The following is a 22,128-nucleotide window of genomic DNA, read 5'->3' as shown; positions in this document are numbered from 1 at the left end:
AAGGGTTGGAAGTTGTTGTAGTGAATTACTTCGGCATTGCCCAGTGCTGCAACTGGTAGCCATCTTTATCGAGTTCGGCGCGAGCCTGCAACAACAGGTTTTCCAATTGCGCTGGATCGGTATAAGTCTTCGATGACAGCTGTTTGCTGCCGATACGGGTGTTGGTACGGTCGATGACGCTCAGGCTGAGGGCGCCATTGCCATCGTGCCAGGCCACGCACTGGAAGGGTTGGAAGGCACGGTCTGCAATCAAAAGAGCTTCGTTGATGCGCAGCGGAGCGTTCATTTGGGTCTTCTCTCTGTATGCCCATTCAAGTGAGTACCGGCGGTTGGGCTGACCGTGCGGTGGGTTACTTGTACTGATGCACGATGATGGGGTGCGGGTCACATGCTAGAGCAAGAAATTTTACCTTTCCCTGATTAACATCATCTAAATGCCTGTTTTGAAAGCGGAATGAAAGTTTGCGCCGCCGGCAACTTGCGAGGGCTACATGGCTTTTTGCCCGCACTTATAGCGAAATGGTACAAGCCAGGCGTCAATATCTTGCTAGGGTTACAACCGGTCGCCACAAACCCTTGTTTCTAAATAACTTTAATAATTCTGGCGCCAAGGAATCGTCATGCTTGTGACACCCGTCCAACGCCGCTTGCTGGTGGTCGACCCCTGTGACGACTGCCACGACCTATTACCTGGCTTGCGCACGGCCGGCTGGGAAGTGGACAGTTGTGCCTTGCAGGCGGTAGGTGAGCGCTCCTGCGATGTGGGCCTGTTGCGCTTGCAGCCCAGCCATCTGGAGTGCCCCGAAGCGGTCAAGGAATTGATTGGCCGCAGCGGCACCGAGTGGATTGCTGTCCTCAGCCAGGATGTATTACGCCTGCAGAACGTCGCTGATTTTGTCTGTGAATGGTTCTTCGACTTCCATACGTTGCCGTTCGATGTATCCCGGGTCCAGGTGACCATCGGCCGTGCGTTCGGCATGGCGCGCCTGCGTGGCAAGGGGTACGCGCCTGTAGATGAGCCCCACGAGCTGTTGGGCGACAGCCGCCCCATTCGTGAACTGCGCAAATTGTTGGCCAAGTTTGCCCCCACTGAATCCCCTGTGTTGATCCGCGGCGACAGCGGCACCGGTAAAGAGCTGGTGGCCAAGACCTTGCACCGGCAATCCCAACGGCACGCTAAACCGTTCGTGGCGATCAATTGCGGTGCTATCCCTGAACACCTGATCCAATCCGAACTGTTCGGTCACGAAAAAGGCGCGTTCACCGGCGCTCATCAGCGCAAGGTGGGGCGCATTGAGGCCGCCAACGGTGGCACGCTGTTCCTGGATGAAATCGGTGACCTACCGCTGGAGCTGCAAGCCAACCTTTTGCGTTTCCTGCAGGAAAAACACATCGAGCGCGTCGGCGGCAGTCAGCCGATCCCGGTGGATGTGCGGGTGCTTGCCGCGACCCATGTCAACCTCGAAGCTGCGGTGGAGAAGGGCACCTTTCGCGAAGACCTGTATTACCGCCTGAATGTCCTGCAAGTGGTCACCGCGCCTTTGCGCGAACGCCATGGCGACGTGGCGATGCTGGCCAACCACTTTTCGCGTTTCTATAGCCGGGAAACCGGCCGGCGCCCGCGCAGTTTCAGCGAGGACGCGCTGGTGGCGATGGGGCAACACCCTTGGCCGGGCAATGTGCGGGAACTGGCCAACCGCGTGCGCCGCGGCCTGGTGTTGGCCGAAGGGCGCCAGATCGAAGCCGTTGATCTGGGCTTGCAAGGCCCACAGGCGCTTTCGGCGCCGATGGCGACACTGGAAGACTACAAGCACCGCGCCGAGCGCCAGGCGCTGTGCGATGTGCTCAACCGGCACAGCGACAACCTGAGTGTCGCCGCCCGTGTTCTGGGGATTTCCCGGCCGACGTTCTACCGGTTGCTGCATAAACACCAGATTCGCTGATGGCGGTGTATCAGCTATAGATAAGCTGGCTGACACACTGCTATCGGGGGCAAGCCCCCTCCCACATTTGGGCAACATTCCTTCAGTTGAACACTACTGCGCCTGACTGCGGCGGCTCGTCACTACCAAACCCATCAGACTGACCCATATCAAAATGTGGGAGGGGGCTTGCTCCCGATAGCAGGCTGTCAGTCACTTACCTGTAGCTGAGCCACCGCTATCGGGGGTGTAGTCAGAAGTAATACGGAAATTTCAGGCTGAACGTAAAGTCCGGTGCATCATCGGTCATGCCGATCGCCAGGTTCGGCACGATGGTCAGGTTATCCGAGGCGGCAATGGTCATGCCCACGTTGAAGTAACCGGCATTGGCATCGCTGGACACCACCGATTGCCAGTCGCCGCCGTCCGGCTTGAGCTTGCTCTTGCGCTGCACCAGGTCGGAGACCGAGAACGACATGCTCATCTTTTCGTTGAGCGCGAAGGCTACGCCGACGCCGAACTGGAAGCTGTCGCCCAGGCGGACTTTACCGCCGACTTTCTGGTTGACGTCGCTGCTGATATCGTCAAACGAATCTTCAAAGTTGTGGGTATACGACAGCGAGCCAAACAACACTGCCGGGTCGAAGGTCTTGACCAGGGAAATGCCCGGGGTAACCGACCAGACCCCGTTGCCTGTTGGCAGGCTTTCCGGCAGATAGAGGTTGTCGTTGGTGGGTTGCCTGACCAGCTTGATGCCGAAAGGCTCTTTACCCGTGGGCGCCTTGACCCGTACAGATACCACGGCATCCGGCAAAGTCGGGGTTTCGTCGAGGAACTTGTAGGCCACGCCAAAGTTGACATCGCCAATGGTCGGGTCGCGGGTTACCGAGCCTTCCGAGGTGGCGGTGGCGTCGTTGCCGGCGCCGGCCGACTGGTAGGTCGAGTCGCGGTACACCACCGGTACGTTCAGGTCGAACTGCCAACGGTTGTCGACGTTGTAGCGCCCGGTGAGGTCCAGGGTCCAGCTGTCGGACTTGATCCGATCCAGGTTGATGTTGCCGAGGAAGATCGAGTCCAGTGCGAGGAAGCCATTGAGGGTCAATTGGCGCGCATCATAACGGGCATAGGTGATGCCGGTTTCAACGCTGAACTTGCCATTGCCGAAGAAACCACTGGCCTCGTTGTAGAGGTTGCTCACACTTTGCGCGGGGGCCGAATCGTCCTTGAGGGATTGGCCGTAGGAACTGCCTGCACCACCCGAGGCGGCTGCGGCTCCAGTACCCGTGGTCGCGACAGCGTTACCGCCATTCTTGAAGTCGGCAGGTGACTTGGCCAGGCGCCTGGGGGCGGGCGTCGCCGGTTGATCCTCTACCTGACGTACACGTTGCTCCAGCACAGCCAAGGCTTTTTGCTGCACGTCATAACGTTGCTTGAGTTCCAGGAGTTCCCTCTTCAGGGCTTCGATATCGGCGTCTGGCGCGGCATACAATAGCGATGCGGGCAAGAGCGTACTTAAACAAATCACCGCACGTAGCGATAACGATCGATGCATGAAATAAGCCGTCCTTTACTAATGCGTAAGTGTCGAAGGGTCAGCGTAGTTCAATAACCGAGCGTACGTAGGCCTTTGAGCTGATCCAAATTGCAGTTCAACGCGGCGTTATTCAAGCCGTTGTTGTTCATCACCACATTGATCTGAGTGATATTTTTGACAAGGTTGGTATTGCCGGTCAGCACCGTACCCTGCAGCACGTTGCCGCCACCGATCTGCTGCAGGCTGCTGCCTTGGTTGTGGTTGGCCTGGATCGCCATCTGCACGCCGCCATTGTTGGCCGATACGCTTACGCGGCCCGCTGCGCTGTCACCGCTCACAGTACCTCCGGCCATCAGCACCTGTCCGGATTGGAGGTTATTGGCGGGGGCAACGCCGTTCTCAACATTGATGCCGACGTTGTTGTAGGCGGTGTTGCCATCGCCGGCCGTGCGCACACTTTGGGTCACGCCCTGGCCGCTGCCCAGGCCCGCTCCCCCGACCACGTTGCCGGTGCCGGTGGTTGGAGGCGTGCCGGTACCGGTCGAACCGGTGGTTTGCACATAGAACTGCGGGGTGATAGTGGTCTTGTCGATCTGCATGTTGGCCGTGCCGGTGATGCTGTCACCGACGGCATTGGTCCAGGTGCTGCTCATGACGATGCCGAAGCTGATGATGCGCCCCGGCATTACGTAGCGGCCACGCAGTTCGGCCATTTCTGCGTCCTTGAGTTCGATAGGCTTAAACCCCGATGACGCATAAGCGGGCATTGAGGCTGCCACGCACAACAGCGTCAGCCAACGGCAAGTGTTCATCTGCGGCTCCTGGGGCGTCCTGCCCCTTATTGCGCTTCTAGAAGAAGTCGCTCTGGATAAAACCGAAATCCATCAGCTCTGCATCGCCCACCGGCCTGAACTCATTCATCTGGCTCTTGGCGGTAAGCGGCATGGGCGGGTCGAGCAAGACATTGGCCTTGTCGTAACCTTCACCCAGTACGGCGAAGACAATGCCATTCCAACCTTTGACGAAGTCGTCGCGGGAATAGCGCTTGTGGCCGAGTACGGGATCGCCGATATACACCCAGTCCTTGTCGGCCCGCTGCATCACCACGAAGTGCTTGTAGCCGCGGATTTCCAGCAGCACCACCACGGGGATTTTCACGGTCAGCAAGGTATCTGGCGCGATCTTGTAGCCGCGGGCACGCATGCCGATGCTTTCGAGGTAGCGCTTCATGTCCAGCATGGAAAAGCCCTGGGTTCGTACCAGGTCCTGGTCGGCAGTGACCAGCATGCCTTTGATGATGTGGGCTTCGTCGACATCCAGCCAATAGGCCTGGCGCAGAATGGTGGCGAGTGCCGCGGCACCGCAGCTGAAATCGGTTTTCTGTTCCACCAGGTTGGCGAAGCGGCGCTCACGGATACTCTCGACCTTCTTGTAGATCACCGCGCCGCCGGGCATGGCGGAGATCGCCATGGTGCCTGCCCAGGTCGTGCCGGTGAGCAACATCAGGAGGGTGAGAATCGCGAGGCGCATGATCGGATCACCTGCTGGACACTGGAATAAGATAGGGCCTTGTTGCCAAGGCCCCGTTGGATCAGAAGCGCACGCTGCTGCTGCAGACGCTGCAACCTTGGCCGATCGCCAGGCTGTTGCTGCCTTGGTTGCCCGCACCGGATTGCAGGTTGACGCCTACGTTGCCGGAGTTGCGGTTGACCGAGTTGTCGAGACTTGCGTTGTTGGACACGTATTGCGGCTTGCCACCATAACCATGGCTGCTGGCGGCCGCATTGAGGTAGCTGTTGTTGAGCGAGTTTTGCTCGGTGTTGGAGGCCGCTGCGATGTTCTTGCCATCGGCAGTAGTGATTGCCAGGTTGTTTTTACCTTGGTTGCCTTGCCCGGCCTGGCCGTTGTAACCCACGTTGCCGGAGTTACCAGTGATGGAACCATCAAGAGAGGCGTTGTTTTGCGTTCCTTTGTTGACGAAGTTATTGCCCGCACTGCCTTGATCCACATCGATCACCGCAAACACCGTCGCAAAGTCACCTTTAGCACTGGAGATGGCACCGGCGTTGTCAGCCAGGTTACCGGACCCCGATTGCGCGTTGACCCCGACGTTACCGCTGTTGCTGTTGACCGAGTTATCGGCCGAGGCGTTGTTTTCGGTGTTGGTGTCGTCGAATTTGTTGTGTTCGCTTTTTTGTACATCGGTGACGACAGCGGCAACAGTGCCGGTGGGTTGAGGGGTTGGATGCCAGCCACCCGCTTGAGCAGCAGCAGCCATGAGTGCGGCGAGAGCGAAAACCAGTGGTTTGAGCGCCATTTGAGGTTTCATGGTGTTTCTCCTTGCTTCTGATTAGTTGGTTAAGTGTTGGTACGGCCTAACGAACGTCTATCAAGCGGTCACTTGATAGTGATGCCCAGGGTGTTAGCCACTCGGTTCCCCACCCCGGCACTCTGGTTCACCTGAATCACACCTCGGCTGCCGGTGAAGGCCTGGTCGCTGGTAACGACCTGGCGGCTGCCAGTGGCGGGGGTGAGCCCTGAGTCAGTTGCCAGCGTCGTCGTGTTCTGTTGCAACAGGACGCTGTCATCGATGCTTTGCGGGCCAGGGTTGAGGCTGATCCGCACCGCATTGATCGATTGGTTATTGGCCCCGGCCGACTGGTTGATGCCCAGCACACCGTTGCCATTGATAAAAGAAGTGCCCTGGATCGCCGCCTTGGCGTTCAGGGCCGGGTCGACCTTGCCATTGAGCTTCTGGATGTCGACGGTGGTGGCCTGGCCACCGAGCGCAATGGCACGGCTGTTGGACGTTTGTTGCTGGGTGCCGGCTGCCTGGTTGATCGACAGCACACCTTCGTACTGCTGGCCGCTGTTGTTGATCACCGCGGTGTTGTCGGCCATGGCCGAGGCGCTGCCCAACAGGGCGAAAATCAACAGGGCGCGATTCATCACTTGCCCCCCAGCATGTTGCCGAGGTTGTTCAAGGGCGCCATGCCGCGCTGGATCGAGTCGCTGATCTGCCCGCCCATGCTGTTGCCCGCACCATGGCCGGCGGCTGCGCCAGTGCCCAGTGTCGACATGCCGTGCTGTGTGGTGCCAAGACCAGACAAACTGGCATTGGGCTGGATGGAGCGGGCGAGGCTTGCGCCGCTGCTGATACCGCCTATATCCGCGTCGCTGAGTTCGCCGGACAGGGCGTTGATAATCTCTTTGCTGGGATTGGCATTGGCGGTAGTGGGGTAGGGGTCGGGGCCGAATGCCGGGCGGCCGACCATATGCCCCTGCACGTTACGACCCGTGACGATAACGCCGTCACCGGCAAAGCTCGGAATACTGATACCGGCGCTGAGTACACAGCTGACCAGCAGTGCGGTCATCGAACCTTGAGCAAGTGTGTTCACGGCGGCAGTCCTTATGCTTCACGCTGACCCTAAACAGCGTTGTGAGGGAAAGAGCAGAAGCCGTGCCGCTTTTGATTTTTTGTTGATTTACAGTGGGTTGTGTTTAGAGCCAGGCAAAGTGATGGCAACGCTGTTTCAACATTGAAACAGTCCCCCGGTGCTTGAGACAGGCCCATCCTCACCTCGCACTGTCTCAGCGATGTAACACCGCCCATGACAAATAGATGAATCCGCACAAAGCGGGCGATTCAGGCGAGGGAGGTGTTTCAAAACTGAGACTGCGGGAATGAGCGAACCCACTCCCGCATGAGGGCATAGCTATCTACACATTTGATCGTGTTGACTCGCTGCTTGCTCTTGCTCTTGCTCTTGCTCTGCTTTTGATTTTAGGCGCCCCGTTAAACTACGCTGGCCGGAATTCGACAGGGATTTGGGGGGTAAACCGGCAGGGATGCCGGTTTAGCCGCCCCGCGCCATGGATGGCGCGTGGCGGCGGCCCCCCAAATCCATGGCGGATTACGGGCACACCGAGCCTAGGCGAGGTGCCGAGTGGTGGGGCAAGAGCGTTTTGCTTACTTTTGCGCTTTTCAAAAGTGAGCCGCCGTAAGGGCGGAACCAATAGCGGCCGTTACCCAAATAACGGATATGTACTCGATCAAACTCCAACATCCTGGTGGGCTTCCAGGCCGCCATCGGGAGCAAGCCCCCTCCCACATTTGGATCGTAGAGTATCAGTTAGATAGCGGTCGGCTGTCAGGCTCCAGGAAGAGCAAGCTTCTTCCCTGAAGGCCCCGCCAAAGTTGCGTAGATACCCATGCGCATGAGGGCTCAACCCTTGGGCGTTTTACCTGGGATGGAATTGAGTACGGGGTTGCCGTCCTGGTTCTGGGTCAGGTAGACCGGCAGCACCTTGGGCAGGGAGGGAACGAGGTTGCTGACTTCGTTGATATTGTAGATACCGCCGATGCGGATCTTGCCGGTACCGGCGTCTGCCAGCATGACCGGCGTTTTCAGGTAACGGTTGATCAGCGGCAGCGCATCCGCCAGGGGCAGGTTGTCGAGCACCAGCTTGCCGTGGCGCCATGCCAGCGCGCTGTCATCGGGGCTGATGGCGGTGACTTGCGGGGTGTCGTCACCCTGGCGAAAGCTGGCCTGCATGCCTGGGCTCAGCGGTACACTGGCGTGCTCCGCGTCGCTGGAAACCTGCACCGAGCCTTCCAGCAATATCACCCGTACCTGTTCGTCGTATTCCCAGACGTTGAACTGGGTGCCGGTTACCCGCACCTGGCCTTCGCCGGCCCGCACGATAAACGGGTGTTCGCGGTCGTGGGTCACCTTGAAGAACGCTTCGCCCTTTTTCAAGGTGACCCGGCGCTGGTCCTTGTAGTGGCTGTAGACCAGTTCGGTGCCCAGGTTCAACTCCACTTGGCTGCCATCGCCGAGGGTGATTTTTTCCAGGCCATTGGTTGCTTCGAAATGTTCATAAGAACTGGGCAACCAACCGGCTTCCCAGCCGGTAAAGGCCGCAAGCGGCAATGCGCCAAGGCAGACCGCTGCGGCCACTGCGTAGTTGCGTAACCGGCTGCGTGGCTTGACGGGGGCCACCGTTGGGGCAGGTGGGAGGCGGGGCAGGTGCTCGGCCACCTCCCAGATTTCCAGCATGGCCGCATATTCGAAGGCGTGCAGCGGATGGGCGTCGTGCCATTGCGTAAAAGCCTGACGTTCGCTCGCCGTGCAATCGGCGGCGTGCAGGCGCATGCACCAATGCGCGGCGGCGTCGGTGATCGCATCGTATTCGGCGTCTGAAAGGGGCTTTTCGCTCATTGACTCATCCTGGTTTGCCGCATTCTAACCCCCCGAGGCAGGCGGCGAGAACCGCCATCATGGCGATTGCACATCAATTGGAACTTATTCTTATTTGGTAATACCTAAAATATCAGGACAAGTGTCCGGCATTCCCACAATGGAGTACGAATATGTTGAAGAAAACCTTAGTCGCCCTGTGTGCAACCACCGCGCTGCTCAGCGCTGGCGCCGCCCTGGCCGATAAGCCGGGCGCCGGCTGGATCCCTATTGAGAAGGCCATTGAAGTGGCGAAGACCAAGGCTGGGTATATCGAGGTCTATTCGGCTGAAGCCGACAATGACGGTTACTGGGAAGTCAAAGGTCGCAAGTCCGACGGCACTGTCTATGAAGCCCGTATCGACGGCGCCTCCGGCAATGTCCTGCGCGACCAGAAAGACTGATTTGCCCGCTGGGGGCCTGCTCAGGCTCCCACATCCAGCATGCGTCCCAGGTGTGTAATCAAGTACGTGACTGAATCGGCGTTGGAGAGAATGACGTCGATGCGTTTGTCGATATTACTCATGAAAATCTGACGCGCCTCAACCAGGGTTTTGGCCCCGGTGGTACTCAGTACTTTGCGCTTGAGGTAATGGGTCGTGGTGAAAAAGCCGTAATCCTCCCAGGTTTCCGAAACGTCATCCCAGGTCTTGAACAGCATCCGTTCGGGCGTCAGGGTGGACAGCGCGGTGGTTTGCAAATCATCCTGGCGGGTCTTCACTGCCTGGGCGCCGGGCTTGGCCGTGTCGATCAGGTCGCGGAACGGCTCGAAGCTGTGCAGGTAGGCGATGTCTGCCGTCTTGAAACGCAGGTGCGTCAGCTCATGAATCAGGGTAGCGGCCCTGGCGTGGGCCATCATGTCGAAGGGTACGCTCAGCTTGTCCACGTAATCGGTCAGGTTCGGATCGAAGAAACGCTCGAACAAATACACTTTGCGTTCGCTGTCGTTGACCAGAACCATGGCGTATTCATTTATGGCGTCCGTCAGGCTGTCCCCGCTGACGAAGCGCATCGAGTCAGGGCCGGTCAACGTGGGATCACTTAACTCATCGAGTATCCCGTCGACGATGTTGTCGATTTTCTTGACGTGATCCGGGTTCAGGTTGACAGCGCCGAACAGCTCGCACAAAAACAGGCCGACCCGGCTCTCAGGGGAGCGCAGGGCGGCAAACTGCTGGAGGTTGCGCTTGCAGTTGACGGCGTAGTACGTCGCCACATTCAAGGCTTCGTCGATAGCCTGGGCTTTCCAGCTGGACACGGCGGCAATCTCCCTTATGCCCCGTGCTTGAATGTTGATGTCGCGTCGTTCGGCCCGTAGTGTCTTGTGGCGCGTCCAGGCTTGGCCGAAGCGCGGTTTATGCACGCTCAGGTCCAACACCCATCTGCCCTCCGAGTTGCGGCCAACATAGGGGCCCTGTTGATCGTCGCTGTCCAGGCGCCACTGGTCCTTGGCTTTCTTCACCGGGTATACCTTGCCGGCCATCGGCACATAGCCATCGACGTTGGTCTTGTCCGTGTAGACATGGGTGGACGTGTCCAGCGCAAGGTCCTGCAGGGCGACGTCGTGGGTCTCGAAAGGCTGCAACCGCGTACGTGAAGCGGCGGTGATGTCCAGGGTGTCGAGGGTGGTGGCCGCCGGCAGTTTGCCCTCAGGCAGGTCGACCACCTCTGCCTCATCGGGCGGCGGGGTTTCGCTGCCGTCAAGCTCGCTGTACAGCGAGGCCATTTGTACCACGGCCAGGATGAAGTACTTCATCGCGGCTTTCCACTGGTGCAGTTGCAGTGCTTCCATCGAGCGTTTGACCAGCTTGTAGCTGCGCCACACCACCAGCGGATAGGCGAGCTTGCCTGCCATGAAGTGCACCGCCGTGGGAATACCCTTGCCGAGTAGGCCGACCACCTTGTCCCAGAGCAGCTGGGTGCCGTGTTCGAATTGGCAGGCGAGCATCTTGAGCAGGATCAGCGTGTTTTCACTGAACAGGTAGTGCAGCAGGTTGCCGGTGATTGGAGAGAAAGCCAGTTGGAGATCTGACGGACGATGACGGTTATTTTGCAGCAAGTTGCGGTAAATGGCCTGGTGCGGGTCTTCCAGGTGCTGGAGGACCCAGTCCTGCAGTTCGCCCGGTCGCTCCAATTCGTCCAGCAGCGCTTGTTCGCTGGCGTATTGCTTGAGCACATGGTGTTCACTGTAGGGCGTATATAACACCACGGGCCCGGCATCCTGGCTTTCAGCGCTGATCAGGTACATGCCCAGTACCTTGGCGGCAGTGGCACCTTCGGTCGCCACCAGTTCCACCGGCCGGATCAGCGCCGACGCGCCCTGCAGCGCCGCGCGTGCCAGGGCGTCAGGCATGTCGAATACCTGCCGGACCAAGCCCAGGGCCTGGCTCGACAGGCGTTCTTGCAGCTGTTGCTCGTGGGCCAATTGCAGCACCTGCCAAGGCAATTGCTGGCAGAACCGGCGCCGGCGTATGCGGCCTGCCTCGGTGCTGGTGTCCAGCGCGGTTTGCAACTGCTTCTGATAGACCGATTTCAAGTCCAGTTGCCGCACCATCTGGATCACCGCGTTGGCATCCAGAGTGTCCGGCAGGCCCTGGGCGGTGCGTGAGCGCGGGCGGATAATCTGGCTGTTCAGGTCCGGCCAGTGGCGCAACGCAAAGTCGGTCAGGCTGTAGTCGTGGATGTCGAGGGCCTGGTGTACGGGGATCAGTACATCATCGGGGCTGATGGTCTGCTTTGGAAAGCGTGCCTGGAGCAGCTCCAGCAGGGCGGCAAAGGTGTGCTCGCCAATGGTGGGGATGCCATGCAGGTAGTCTTCTTCCTCCGGGGCGCTGTTGTGGTATTGCTCCAACAGTTCGGCATGGTGGATCTGCTCCTTCGCCGGCGCCATTGCCAGCCAGACAGGCAGGACCTGCTGGTTGACCATGGCCTCGGCCAGCGCCTTGGCACGTGCCAGGTTGGTCGGCGCCGGGGTCTCCAGCAACGCATCCAGGCGGTCCTGCACCGCACGTGCCGGCAAGTCCATGGCCAGCAGATGATCCACCGCATCCATCACGAAGTCGCCGTAGCTGTTCAGGCGATTGTCCAGCAGGTTATCGTCAATGCGTTGCAGGGGGGCCAGGCGATACACCTGGTGAGGCACGCGCTGGGAAAACGGCAGGTTCTCCAGCAGCGAGAGGCGCTTGATCGGATGCGCCAGGCGCTGGGTGAGCGCCTCGCGCAGGGCCGTGACCGAGGGGAACACCTCATGACCACGCCGGGGCGTCCATAGGGTGACCTGGCCCGAGTTTCTGGTGTCGAGGCCGCCACGTTCGGTCAGTACAAACAGGTTGGGCAGTGCCAGCAGCGCCTGGGATGTACCCTGATGCAAGGCCACTGCAAACGCATCCGGGAGAAAGCCGTTGATTCCGTGACGGGTCAGGCGTACCAGGCTGTCGGTGCGCAATACCGCGTCAAGGATAGCGTGGCCGCGCGCCGGCAGAGTCTTGCCCAGCAGTCGCAGTTCAGCCTCGCTGCGCAGGCCGAGCAGCATCGAGTGCGCATGTTTATCCCGGGTGTTTTCCAGGAACAGGCGGGGGAGCTCACGCATCTCGTGGCCGGCAAAGTAATTCAACACCTGTTCGATGAGGCTGTTAAAGATTTTCTGGCTGATGTTATTGAGCTGTTGGGCCACCCCTTGGTCGCGTTTTTTGTAGAAGCCGGTCCTGGACGACACCGGCAGCGGGCCGCTTTCCCGGGCCAGGCGTTCGATGAAGTGTTCAGTCATGCTCAGGGACGAAAGGGGCAGGCGCTCTTCGCGTTGCTGGGCACGGGAGGCATAGGTATTGACATAAACCTCATCGGCCTTGAGATCCAGGCGTTGCTTTTGCAGCTCCGTGTCCATGGCCAGGGCAACCATGCTGCGCAATGTGGGGTGTCGGACACGTTCGATGTTCAGCCCTTGCTCGGCAGCTTGCAGGCGCTGCAGGTGCAACCTGGCCAGCTCGGCCTGCACGGTGGAGGGGCGGCCATTACCGCTGGTCACGGGGTGCACGCTCCAGCGCCCGTCGGTTTCCAGGTCGCCCAGGCGGCTGTCGAGCATGGTGCGCACGTCCAGGGCGTAATCGAGCAAGGCATCCGCGTCCACCTGGCCGGCGCTGCTGCGATAGAGGCCCAGGGCGTGGTTCATATTACTGATCTGTTTGGCGGCAATGTCTTCGATCATGCCGGTAAACACATGCCCGGTGACGGGATGCGCGGCAATATTTACCTGATCAAGACCTATAAAAGTGTTGCGCTCGTCCAAGGACAGGAAGTTGAGCAATTCGTCTTCGTGCCCGGCAGCCTTGAGCATGCTCAACAGCGTGTCTTTGAGATCATCCAGGTCTTCGAGTACCTGCAGGCCACGGGACTGGGTGTAAAGATAGGCGTGGGTTTCATGCAGCATCAGGGTACTGGCCAGTTCCACGTAGTGCTGGTAGGGCGCATAGACACGCACTTTTTCCACGCTCAGGTTGGCGGCGTAGGCGCTGCGAGCACCCTGGTCGCTGAGGAACATGGCCTGGAGCATATGACTCTCGTCGGCGCTGAGGATGCCGGCCTGGCGCTTGAGCAGTACATCAAGGCGAAATTTGTCGGCCATGACTTGCGCAAACAGTTCCAGGCGCGAGGTGCCACCGTCGATGTCCTCGTTCCAGTAGGTCTGCAGCAGGCTGTCGAGCAGTTTGGACAGCGTACCGGAGGTTTGTTCGACGAGGCGTTCCCAGTGTTCCCGGTCTTGTTGCAACTGGGTCGGGGTGAAGTCGGTGGTGACATGCTTGGGGTTGAAGAATTCGCGGGTTTGCCCCGCAGGCCAGGCGTGTTTCACGTAGAACAGCAGGAGCGCTTCACGTAGCGGCAGCGAGTCGATCCAGCGCCGGTCGGTATCCATCGGGCTTTGCATAAAGCAATTGACCCGCGTGTCCCGTTGATCCAGGCCGGGGAAGTACGGGTGGGCCATGATGCCGAGCAGTGTGTCGAGCATACCGGAAAGGGTCGGGGTTTTCTGCAAGTGCGCCAGCATGGCGTGTACGTTGGCCTGCTGGCAGGCCTGCAGGGTTTGTTCCTGGTCCTCCATGACGGCACCTTCGACCAGCGTGGTCGTCAGCGTCATGGCCGTACCCGCCGGCAGGCTGTTGCGCTGGGCGATCGACAGGAAACTGAGCAAATCCACGCGCTGCACCGGGTCGGCCAGTGCCTGGCTGACCTCGGCAAGCAGTGCTGCATGGTTGTCGTACACCTGGATACCGCCGTAGGGCGTATACAACAGGGCTTTTTTACCGTCCGGGCTGGGGCTCATCAGGAACGCGCCGGCCAGTGGGATCGCGGCTTTGCCCGTTACCGTAACCAGCAGTTTTTCGACACGCATGGGGTGGCTTTGCAGACGCGTATCCCGGCGGTTGGCATCGCTGGCGTAATACACGCCATGCAGCCATTCCAGGTCCTTGACCGTAAGCCCCAGGGCGCGTTCGCGCTCGCTCAGCGTCGAACGATTGACGGGTCGCAGGAATTCGTCGAAAAAATATGGCGGGGTGACGCGGTTCATGGCCTGGCTCCAGGGTCAATTAGGAAACACAGGGTAGGCAGGCCTTTGTGCCAGGCGGGGGTAACTATTGAGCCACGCGGGGAAGTTGACAGCGGGCGCTGTGCGTGGTGTCTAATCGACGGTCTGGATGTCCATTCGTTGCCCCTTCCAATCATAAAAACGGAGCTTCAAATGTCTGCACAGTCTCCGACAGTCGCCCCGGCTTCGACCTCGATCCCGTTCACCGAACTGGTGACCTTGCTGCAACAGGTATTTGTCCGGCATGGCACGTCGCCCGAGGTGGCTTTGGTGCTCGCGCACAATTGTGCCAGCGCTGAACGCGATGGTGCCCATAGCCATGGGGTGTTCCGTATTCCCGGGTATGTCTCGACGCTCGGCAGTGGCTGGGTCAACGGCAAGGCGGTGCCGGTGGTCGAGGATGTCGCCTCCGGGTTTGTACGCGTGGACGCCGATAACGGCTTCGCCCAACCGGCCCTGGCGGCAGCGCGCAGCCTGCTGGTGGAGAAGGCCCGCAGCGCCGGAATCGCCTTGCTGGCGATTCGCAACTCCCACCACTTCGCCGCGCTGTGGCCGGATGTGGAGCCCTTCGCCGAGGAAGGCCTGGTAGCTCTGAGCGTGGTCAACAGCATGACCTGCGTAGTGCCCCACGGCGCGGATCGGCCGCTGTTCGGTACCAACCCGATTGCGTTTGCCGCGCCCCGCGCCGATGGCCCGCCGATTGTGTTCGACCTGGCCACCAGCGCCATCGCCCATGGCGATGTGCAGATTGCCGCACGCAAGGGCGAGCGCTTGCCCCTGGGCACTGGGGTCGACAGCCTGGGCCAGCCGACCCAGGACCCCAAGGCCATCCTTGAGGGCGGCGCGTTGTTGCCGTTTGGCGGGCACAAGGGCTCAGCGCTGTCGATGATGGTCGAACTCCTGGCGGCGGCCCTGACTGGCGGTAATTTTTCCTTTGAGTTTGATTGGTCCAACCACCCCGGCGCCCGCACACCCTGGACCGGCCAGTTGCTGATTGTCATCGATCCGGCAAAAACGGCAGGGCAGGGCTTCGCCGAGCGCAGCCAGGAACTGGTGCGGCAGATGCACGCGGCGGGGCTGCGGCGGCTGCCGGGAGATCGGCGGCATCGTACGCGAGAGAAGTCGTTGCAGGAGGGGATCGTGTTGGAGGTGGAGGTACTGCAGCAGTTGCGCGAGCTGGCGGGTTGAAATAATGGCGTGGCAGCGGCAGGCCGCTGCCACGCAATGGGTCAGTTGCGGCGACCCAGCAACAGGCCGACCACCAGGCCGAAACCGGCGGAGATCGCCACGGTCTGCCAAGGGTGACCACCGATATAGGTCTCGGTGGCATCGACCACAGGTTTGCTGCGTTCACGCACGCTGGACAGCGAGTCCAGGGCTTGCTTGAGCTTGATGGCGACCTGCTCACGCAGGGTTTCACCTTCTTCGCCCACCAGGGATGCGCTGCTTTTGAGCAACTTGTCCGACTCCTCGATCAGCGCGGTCAATTCGCTGAAGGCTTGGTCCTTGATTTGTTCTTCGGCAGCTTGGGCGGCGGTTTTGCGGGCCATTGGGGTGACTCCTTGCAGGTGAATGTGACAGTGAACAATGGAGTGTCGGGCAGCGGCAAAAGTTGCAGTTATTTTCCCGGGCGTTCATCTGGGGCAAAATCCGGATCGGGAACTTTAGACCTACAGTGTAAGATGTCACTTATTTGTGCAGCAGGTAATTCAATATGAGCTTCAATCTCGCCAACAAGACTCTCGCCGAACGCGCCGAGCTGGAAGATGAAAAGTCCCGCCTCTACGACCTGTGGCAAACCAATCTGGGCAAGGCCAAGGGCGAAGCCGCGCGGTTGTTCGGCGAACGTGCCAAGCGCAAGGGCAAGTGGGCCGAATGGGTGCGCGCCGAACTGGACGGCATGTCGCCGCCGGAGTTTTCCAACATGGTGCGCAGTGAGGTCAACAAGCTGATGGCGGCGGCGAAGTAAAGCACGCTACAACCGCCTCACGTACCTTGAGCAACAACGGATCAAGCTGGGTCTGGGTGCGCCAGCCCAACTCCACCGGGTAGCGCGGCAGCGCTAACGGGCAGGGCAACACCTGCAGGCCGGTCATCTGCGCGATGGCCTGGGCCGCATGCCCGGGAATCGTCGCCACTGCCGCGCTGCCTTTGAGCAGGTACGGCAGCGCGGCGAAGTGGCTGGTGGACGCGCATACCTGGCGTCTCAAGCCCTGCGCCGCCAGGCCTTCGTCAGTAATGCCGATAAACCCGCCCGACGACACCAGCACATGCTCCCGTGCGACGAACTCCTCAAGGTCGATACGTTGCTGGCCGGGCGCCAGGCTGGATGGGTCCACCAGGCAGCGATAATCACCTTCCCCCAGTACCTGCCGACTCAGCCTGCGCTCGGCAAAACCGCCAGCGGTGACGGCCAGGTCCAAGTTGCGGTCAAGCAGGGCGCCAGCGACGATCTGGCTGTGGGTCTGGCGAAAGATTACCCGCAGTTTTGGCAGGCGCTGAGCGATGGCGTCCATCAGTCGACGGCCGTAGGCAATCTCGAAGTCGTCGGACAGCCCCAGGACCACCGAGCGCCCCTCGTAGTGCAGGTTATCCGGGTTGATCATCGCCAGGCTCTGCCGGCAGCGATCCAGTGCCTCGCTGATCACCGGTTTCAACTGATTGGCGCGCAATGTCGGCGCCAGGCCGCGGCCAGTGCGGATGAACAATGGGTCGCCATACACCTCGCGCAAACGCCGCAAGCCGGCACTGATCGCCGACTGCGTCACCCCCAGGCGCAACGCTGCGCGGCTGGCGCTGGATTCATCGTGCAGGGCTTCGAAGGTTTTCAGCAGATTGAGGTCGACCTGGGCGATATTCATTTGGCTCATATCATTTAGCACTGGAGTGGGCTTTATTCATGATCGAGCCTGGCCGGAGAATGGGCAACCCCCACTATCGGAGTGATCCTGATGCCTGTTTCTATCGTCGCTGCCTTGCAAATCGGTGCCTTGCCCAGTGGCAAGGCTGAAACCCTCGCGCAGATCCTGACTTTTGAAGATGAGATTTTGCGCAGTGGCGCGCAATTGGTGGTCATGCCCGAGGCGTTGCTGGGCGGCTACCCCAAGGGCGAAAGCTTCGGTACGCAGTTGGGCTATCGCCTGCCCCAAGGGCGTGAAGCGTTTGCGCGGTATTTTGCCAATGCCATCGACGTGCCGGGCGTGGAGACCGAGGCACTGGCCGGGTTGTCTGCGCGTACCGGTGCCAGCCTGGTGCTCGGTGTGATCGAGCGCAGTGGCAGCACGTTGTATTGCACAGTGTTGTATTTCGAACCGGCGGGCGGCCTGCTTGCCAAGCATCGCAAGTTGATGCCGACCGGTACCGAACGGCTGATCTGGGGCAAAGGCGATGGCTCGACGCTGCCGGTGATCGACGCGGCAGTTGGACGTATCGGCGGCGCGGTGTGCTGGGAAAACATGATGCCGCTGCTGCGTACCGCGATGTACGCCAAAGGGGTGGAGGTGTGGTGTGCGCCCACTGTGGACGAGCGCGAGATGTGGCAGGTGAGCATGCGCCATGTCGCCCATGAAGGGCGCTGTTTTGTCGTGAGTGCCTGCCAGGTGCAGGCATCGCCAGAGGCGTTGGGTGTCGAGGTTGCCAACTGGCCCGCAGATCGGCCGTTGATTGCCGGCGGCAGCGTGATTGTCGGGCCCATGGGCGACATTCTGGCCGGGCCGTTGCTGGGACAGGCGGGATTGTTGACGGCGCGGATCGATACGGATGATCTGGTGCGGGCACGCTATGACTATGACGTGGTGGGGCACTACGCCCGGCCGGATATTTTTGAACTGGCCGTGGACGAGCGCGCCAAGCCCGGCGTTCGCTTCATCACTGACTGAACCGGGTCAAACCAAAGCTTTTGTAGGAGCGAGCTTGCTCGCGAAAAACCCATAGGCGCCGCGTTTGTTCAGGAAACACGCGTTATCGTTGACGTTTTTCGCTAGCAAGCTCGCTCCTACAGTTGATCTTCAGCATTTCGCGGATTTGGATCAGATCTTTCTCGCATCACCAGGTGGCGGTATTGGGCAAGTCCAGGGTGCCGCGCTCTACGAAACGCATGGTGCCGAACAATCCACCCGCCAGTTTGCCACGCAGCACGTAGGGCAGGTTATTCAGGCTTTGGGTCTGGCTCAGGCCCAGAGTCTGACGCAACACCGAAAACGCCGAAACGCTGACCGGCACCATCAGCACCGTCTCGGAGAAACGTGGGATGCTGCCGGCCTGGTCACTCACGCCTGAGGCCATCGGCCGGCCATTGACTTCCAGGTCCAGGGCCACGCCGTTGTAGTCGATCGCGGTTCCATTGGGGTTCTGCACCCGCAGCTTCACCGCGAAGCGCACTTCCAGGTCCTGGCTTTGCAGCGGCTCGATGCCCACTACGTTGATGTTGACCGGGTCACGGTTGGGGAACAGCGCGCAGGCGCTCAAGGTCAGCAGCAACAGCGATAGAACCATGAGCTTGCGCATATGAAAGGTGCTCCTATTGTTTCGTGACGTCGGGGTCTTGCATGACCTTGAGGGTAGAAGACTCCGGATCGAATTCATCTTCTTCCAGCTCTATGAACTCTTCGGGCAGGAAAATGTTCAGCAGGATTGCACAGAACGCGCCCACGGTGATCGGCGACTCGAAGATGTTGTGCAGCGCCTTGGGCAGGTCGCGCAGTACTTCCGGTACGGCGGCAACGCCCAGGCCCATGCCCAGGGAGATTGCCACGATCAGTACATTGCGCCGGTGCAGGCCGGCTTCGGCGAGGATCTTGATCCCGGCCACGGCCACAGTGCCGAACATGATCAGGGTGGCGCCGCCCAGTACCGGCTTGGGCATCAGTTGCAGCACCGCGCCGATCATCGGGAACAGCCCCAGCAGCACCAGCAGGCCGGCAATAAAATAGGCGACGTAGCGGCTGGCCACGCCGGTCAATTGGATCACGCCATTGTTCTGGGCGAAGGTCACCATCGGCAGGCTGTTGAAAGTTGCAGCCATCGCCGAGTTGAGGCCGTCGGCCAGCAGGCCGGACTTGATGCGCTTGATATACAGCGGGCCCTTGACCGGCTGTTGGGAAATCATCGAGTTGGCAGTCAGGTCACCGGCGGCTTCCAGGGGCGAAATCAGGAAGATCACCGCCACTGGGATAAACGCCACCCAGTCGAACGAGAAACCGTACTTGAACGGCACCGGCACGCTGATCAGCGGCACCTGGGGCAGGGCGGCCATGTCGACCCGGCCCAGCCACCACGCGACAAAGAAACCCAGGCTCAGGCCGATCACGATCGAACCCAGGCGCAGGAACGGGTTGCTGAACCGGTTGAGAACCACGATGGTCAGCAGCACCAGCGCCGCCAGGCCCATATTGCCCGCGGCGCCCAGGTCGCTGGCGCCATAGCCACCGGCCATGTCGGTGACTGCCACCTTGATCAGCGACAGACCCATCAGGGTAATGATGGTGCCGGTGACCACCGGGGTGATCAGCTTGCGCAGCTTGCCGATGAATTGGCTCAGCACTACCTCGATAAACGCGGCGAAAAAGCAGATGCCAAAGATCGTCGACAGGATTTCATCGGTGCCGCCGCCCCGGGCCTTAACCATGAAGCCGGCGCTGAGAATCACGCTGATGAACGAAAAACTGGTGCCTTGCAGGCACAACAGGCCCGAGCCCACCGGCCCGAATGTACGCGCCTGCACGAACGTGCCGAGCCCCGAGACAAACAACGCCATGCTCACCAGGTATGGCACCTCGCTTTCCAGGCCGAGTACGCCGCCGACGATCAGGGTCGGGGTGATGATGCCGACGAAACTGGCCAAGACGTGCTGCAGGGCGGCAAATATCGCGGCGGTGAAGTGCGGGCGGTCTTCCAGGCCATAGATCAGGTCGGATTTATAGCGCGGGCGGGGGGCTTGAGCGTCAGACAAAATGATGGCTCGGGTCGGAAAATGGAGGCGAAGAATGCCAGAAACCGCCAGCCGTCAGAAGTGTAAAAAAATATTAATAAAGCCCCTGCGCAAAACCCCGGCCCCGGCCGATAGTAAATATAGGCCCACATTAAAACGACAACAGTGGTGACCAAGGTCTGGCCAGCGCGTTGACGCTGACGGATCGTTTCGCGGCAGGGATGCTCGCAAACACTACTTCTGAGAACAGCCCTATGTCCCTTCGTCATCTGAATATCGCCCCTCGAGCGTTTCTCGGTTTCGCCTTCATTGCAGTGTTAGTGGTCATCCTGGGGGTGTTTGCGGTCAACCGCATGACGCAGATCCGGCAGTCTTCCGTGGACATGAGCGCGACCCAGCTGCCCAGCGTGACGTCCCTGGGCAACATCACTGAAAACGTACTGCGCATGCGCATCCTGTCGTTTAGGGTGTTGGTCAACCGCGAACCGGCTGCCCTGCAGGAAGCCGAAACTCGCATCGGCGTGCTGACCGACAAGGTCAAGGCTGCCCAGGCCCATTACGTCCAGTTGCCGATGGGCGAGCAAGAGGCAGTGTTGTACAAGACCTTCAGCGTGACGCTGGATAACTACCTGAAGGCTCAGGCCGACATGCTGATGCTGTCCAAGCAAGGCAAGGTCGATGAAATGCGCACGCTGATCAACAGCCGCATCAAGGACGGCACCGACCAGATGGGCGAGCAGTTGAACAAGCTGATCGCCCTCAATGCCGCCGATGCGAAAACCGCTGACGCGGCGGCCGGGCAAAGTTACGAGGGCGCAATCACCGGCGTGGTGGCGGTGTCGGTGGTGGCCGCATTGCTCACCGTGCTGTTGGCCTGGCTGCTGACCCGCAGCATCGTTACGCCGTTGCGCAAGGCCGTGGAAGTCGCCGAAACCATTGCCGCCGGCAATCTCAGCAAAACCTTCGCGGACGATGGCAAGGATGAACCTGCGCGCTTGCTCAGTGCCCTGTCGAGCATGCAGGCCAACCTGCGCCAGACCATCCAGCATATCGCCGGCTCAGCCACGCAGCTGGCGTCAGCAGCGGAAGAGTTGAGCGCCGTCACCGAGGAAGCCTCCCGCGGCCTGCAACAACAGAACAATGAGATCGACCAGGCCGCCACGGCGGTCAACGAGATGACCGCAGCGGTAGAAGAAGTGGCGCGTAATGCTGTCTCCACTTCCGAGGCCTCCGGGCAGTCCAACCAGGCGGCACGCGAAGGCCGCGACCGGGTGATGGACACCGTCGGCGCGATCCAGACCATGACCCAGGATGTGCAAAACACCGCCGTGATGATCGAAGGCCTGGCGACTCAAGGCCGGGATATCGGCAAGGTCCTCGACGTGATCCGGGCGATTGCCGAGCAGACCAATTTGCTGGCGCTCAACGCCGCGATTGAAGCGGCCCGTGCCGGGGAAGCCGGGCGTGGCTTTGCGGTGGTTGCCGATGAAGTGCGGGCACTGGCCCATCGCACCGCGCAATCGACCCAGGAAATCGAGAAGATGGTCGCCGGCATCCAGAACGGCACCGGTGAAGCTGTGCAGTCCATGCAGCAAAGCAACCAACGTACCCAAGCCACCCTGGAAATGGCCCGTGCTGCCGGCGTGGCCCTGGAGCAGATCACCCAGTCCATCAGCCTGATCAACGAACGTAACCTGGTGATTGCCAGCGCTTCGGAAGAACAGGCCCAGGTCTCCCGCGAGGTGGACCGCAACCTCGTCAACATCCGCGACCTGGCCACCCAGTCTGCGGCGGGCGCCAACCAGACCAGCGCGGCCAGCCATGAGTTGTCGAGGTTGGCGGTGGATTTGAATGGGATGGTGGCGCGGTTTGTAATCTGACCTGATTTGAAACGCGGTCGAATGTGGGAGTGGGCTCCC

19 protein-coding genes are annotated in these 22,128 nt (G+C 60.3%); 6 read left to right on the top strand and 13 right to left on the bottom strand.

The genetic code is table 11. The features are described 5' to 3' along the window. Nucleotides 1-25: 25 nt before the first annotated feature. Nucleotides 26-286 (bottom strand): hypothetical protein, encoded by a 261-nt coding sequence (locus NMB39_RS16165; RefSeq protein ID WP_043051608.1) that lies wholly within the window; start codon nucleotides 284-286, stop codon nucleotides 26-28. Nucleotides 287-620: 334 nt separating this feature from the next. Between NMB39_RS16165 and NMB39_RS16160 the strand changes: the two genes are divergently transcribed. Further along, nucleotides 621-1,943 (top strand): sigma-54 dependent transcriptional regulator, encoded by a 1,323-nt coding sequence (locus NMB39_RS16160; protein ID WP_464005662.1) that lies wholly within the window; start codon nucleotides 621-623, stop codon nucleotides 1,941-1,943. 232 nt (nucleotides 1,944-2,175) lie between these two features. On the opposite strand, the gene fapF is transcribed toward NMB39_RS16160, so the two are convergent. The 7 genes from fapF to NMB39_RS16125 all read right to left on the bottom strand — a co-directional run bounded on the left by fapF (nucleotide 2,176) and on the right by NMB39_RS16125 (nucleotide 8,681). Then, nucleotides 2,176-3,474, bottom strand: coding sequence for a fibril amyloid transporter FapF (fapF, locus tag NMB39_RS16155; protein WP_494340441.1), 1,299 nt, complete (start codon nucleotides 3,472-3,474; stop codon nucleotides 2,176-2,178). A gap of 50 nt (nucleotides 3,475-3,524) precedes the next feature. Next, nucleotides 3,525-4,268, bottom strand: a complete 744-nt coding sequence (gene fapE / locus NMB39_RS16150) for a fibril amyloid subunit FapE (protein WP_494340442.1) — start codon at nucleotides 4,266-4,268, stop codon at nucleotides 3,525-3,527. A 37-nt stretch (nucleotides 4,269-4,305) separates the two neighbouring features. Next, nucleotides 4,306-4,986, bottom strand: coding sequence for a fibril amyloid maturation endopeptidase FapD (fapD, locus tag NMB39_RS16145; RefSeq protein WP_057022496.1), 681 nt, complete (start codon nucleotides 4,984-4,986; stop codon nucleotides 4,306-4,308). Nucleotides 4,987-5,047: 61 nt separating this feature from the next. Continuing rightward, nucleotides 5,048-5,785 carry an amyloid-like fimbrin subunit FapC gene (fapC, locus tag NMB39_RS16140; protein WP_057022495.1) on the bottom strand — a complete coding sequence of 246 codons (738 nt, stop codon included), beginning with the start codon at nucleotides 5,783-5,785 and terminating at the stop codon, nucleotides 5,048-5,050. Between the two features lie 68 nt (nucleotides 5,786-5,853). Then, a complete protein-coding gene (gene fapB / locus NMB39_RS16135; RefSeq protein ID WP_198720240.1) occupies nucleotides 5,854-6,405 on the bottom strand; it encodes a fibril amyloid subunit FapB in 552 nt (183 codons plus the stop codon). Continuing rightward, entirely contained in the window at nucleotides 6,405-6,833 is a 429-nt protein-coding gene (gene fapA / locus NMB39_RS16130) for a fibril amyloid chaperone protein FapA (protein WP_232923755.1), read from the bottom strand. The genes fapB and fapA overlap by 1 nt, the downstream gene beginning before the upstream one ends. A gap of 852 nt (nucleotides 6,834-7,685) precedes the next feature. Then, on the bottom strand, nucleotides 7,686-8,681 hold the full coding sequence (locus NMB39_RS16125) for a FecR family protein (protein ID WP_057022492.1): 996 nt from the start codon (nucleotides 8,679-8,681) through the stop codon (nucleotides 7,686-7,688). A gap of 152 nt (nucleotides 8,682-8,833) precedes the next feature. On the opposite strand from NMB39_RS16125, the gene NMB39_RS16120 reads away from it, so the two are divergent. Further along, a complete protein-coding gene (locus NMB39_RS16120; RefSeq protein WP_057011113.1) occupies nucleotides 8,834-9,103 on the top strand; it encodes a PepSY domain-containing protein in 270 nt (89 codons plus the stop codon). A 20-nt stretch (nucleotides 9,104-9,123) separates the two neighbouring features. On the opposite strand, the gene NMB39_RS16115 is transcribed toward NMB39_RS16120, so the two are convergent. Beyond that, on the bottom strand, nucleotides 9,124-14,262 hold the full coding sequence (locus NMB39_RS16115) for a dermonecrotic toxin domain-containing protein (protein ID WP_494340443.1): 5,139 nt from the start codon (nucleotides 14,260-14,262) through the stop codon (nucleotides 9,124-9,126). 171 nt (nucleotides 14,263-14,433) lie between these two features. On the opposite strand from NMB39_RS16115, the gene NMB39_RS16110 reads away from it, so the two are divergent. Continuing rightward, a complete protein-coding gene (locus NMB39_RS16110) occupies nucleotides 14,434-15,468 on the top strand; it encodes an Ldh family oxidoreductase (protein ID WP_198720238.1) in 1,035 nt (344 codons plus the stop codon). Nucleotides 15,469-15,509: 41 nt separating this feature from the next. Here NMB39_RS16110 and NMB39_RS16105 read toward each other — a convergent pair whose 3' ends face one another. After that, nucleotides 15,510-15,830: an ElaB/YgaM/YqjD family protein gene (locus NMB39_RS16105; RefSeq protein ID WP_057022489.1), complete on the bottom strand. Its 321-nt coding sequence runs from the start codon at nucleotides 15,828-15,830 to the stop codon at nucleotides 15,510-15,512. A gap of 164 nt (nucleotides 15,831-15,994) precedes the next feature. On the opposite strand from NMB39_RS16105, the gene NMB39_RS16100 reads away from it, so the two are divergent. Further along, nucleotides 15,995-16,249, top strand: a complete 255-nt coding sequence (locus NMB39_RS16100) for a hypothetical protein (protein ID WP_003190904.1) — start codon at nucleotides 15,995-15,997, stop codon at nucleotides 16,247-16,249. Here NMB39_RS16100 and NMB39_RS16095 read toward each other — a convergent pair. After that, nucleotides 16,221-17,141 carry a LysR family transcriptional regulator gene (locus NMB39_RS16095; protein WP_056845825.1) on the bottom strand — a complete coding sequence of 307 codons (921 nt, stop codon included), beginning with the start codon at nucleotides 17,139-17,141 and terminating at the stop codon, nucleotides 16,221-16,223. The genes NMB39_RS16100 and NMB39_RS16095 overlap by 29 nt on opposite strands. Before the next feature lie 90 nt (nucleotides 17,142-17,231). Here NMB39_RS16095 and NMB39_RS16090 point away from each other — a divergent pair, with 90 nt between their 5' ends. Beyond that, complete coding sequence (locus NMB39_RS16090; RefSeq protein WP_198720236.1) at nucleotides 17,232-18,158, top strand: carbon-nitrogen hydrolase family protein; 927 nt, start codon at nucleotides 17,232-17,234, stop codon at nucleotides 18,156-18,158. Between the two features lie 166 nt (nucleotides 18,159-18,324). Here NMB39_RS16090 and NMB39_RS16085 read toward each other — a convergent pair whose 3' ends face one another. After that, entirely contained in the window at nucleotides 18,325-18,786 is a 462-nt protein-coding gene (locus tag NMB39_RS16085; RefSeq protein ID WP_494340444.1) for an LEA/WHy family protein, read from the bottom strand. Between the two features lie 13 nt (nucleotides 18,787-18,799). Beyond that, nucleotides 18,800-20,230 (bottom strand): nucleobase:cation symporter-2 family protein, encoded by a 1,431-nt coding sequence (locus NMB39_RS16080; RefSeq protein WP_464005656.1) that lies wholly within the window; start codon nucleotides 20,228-20,230, stop codon nucleotides 18,800-18,802. A 200-nt stretch (nucleotides 20,231-20,430) separates the two neighbouring features. Here NMB39_RS16080 and NMB39_RS16075 point away from each other — a divergent pair, with 200 nt between their 5' ends. Then, a complete protein-coding gene (locus NMB39_RS16075; RefSeq protein WP_371851114.1) occupies nucleotides 20,431-22,089 on the top strand; it encodes a methyl-accepting chemotaxis protein in 1,659 nt (552 codons plus the stop codon). Nucleotides 22,090-22,128: the final 39 nt, after the last annotated feature.

This window comes from Pseudomonas sp. FBCC-B545 (assembly GCF_059134095.1).
Note: the sequence above shows the minus strand (reverse complement) of the source record. Positions and strands in the feature narration are given on the sequence as shown.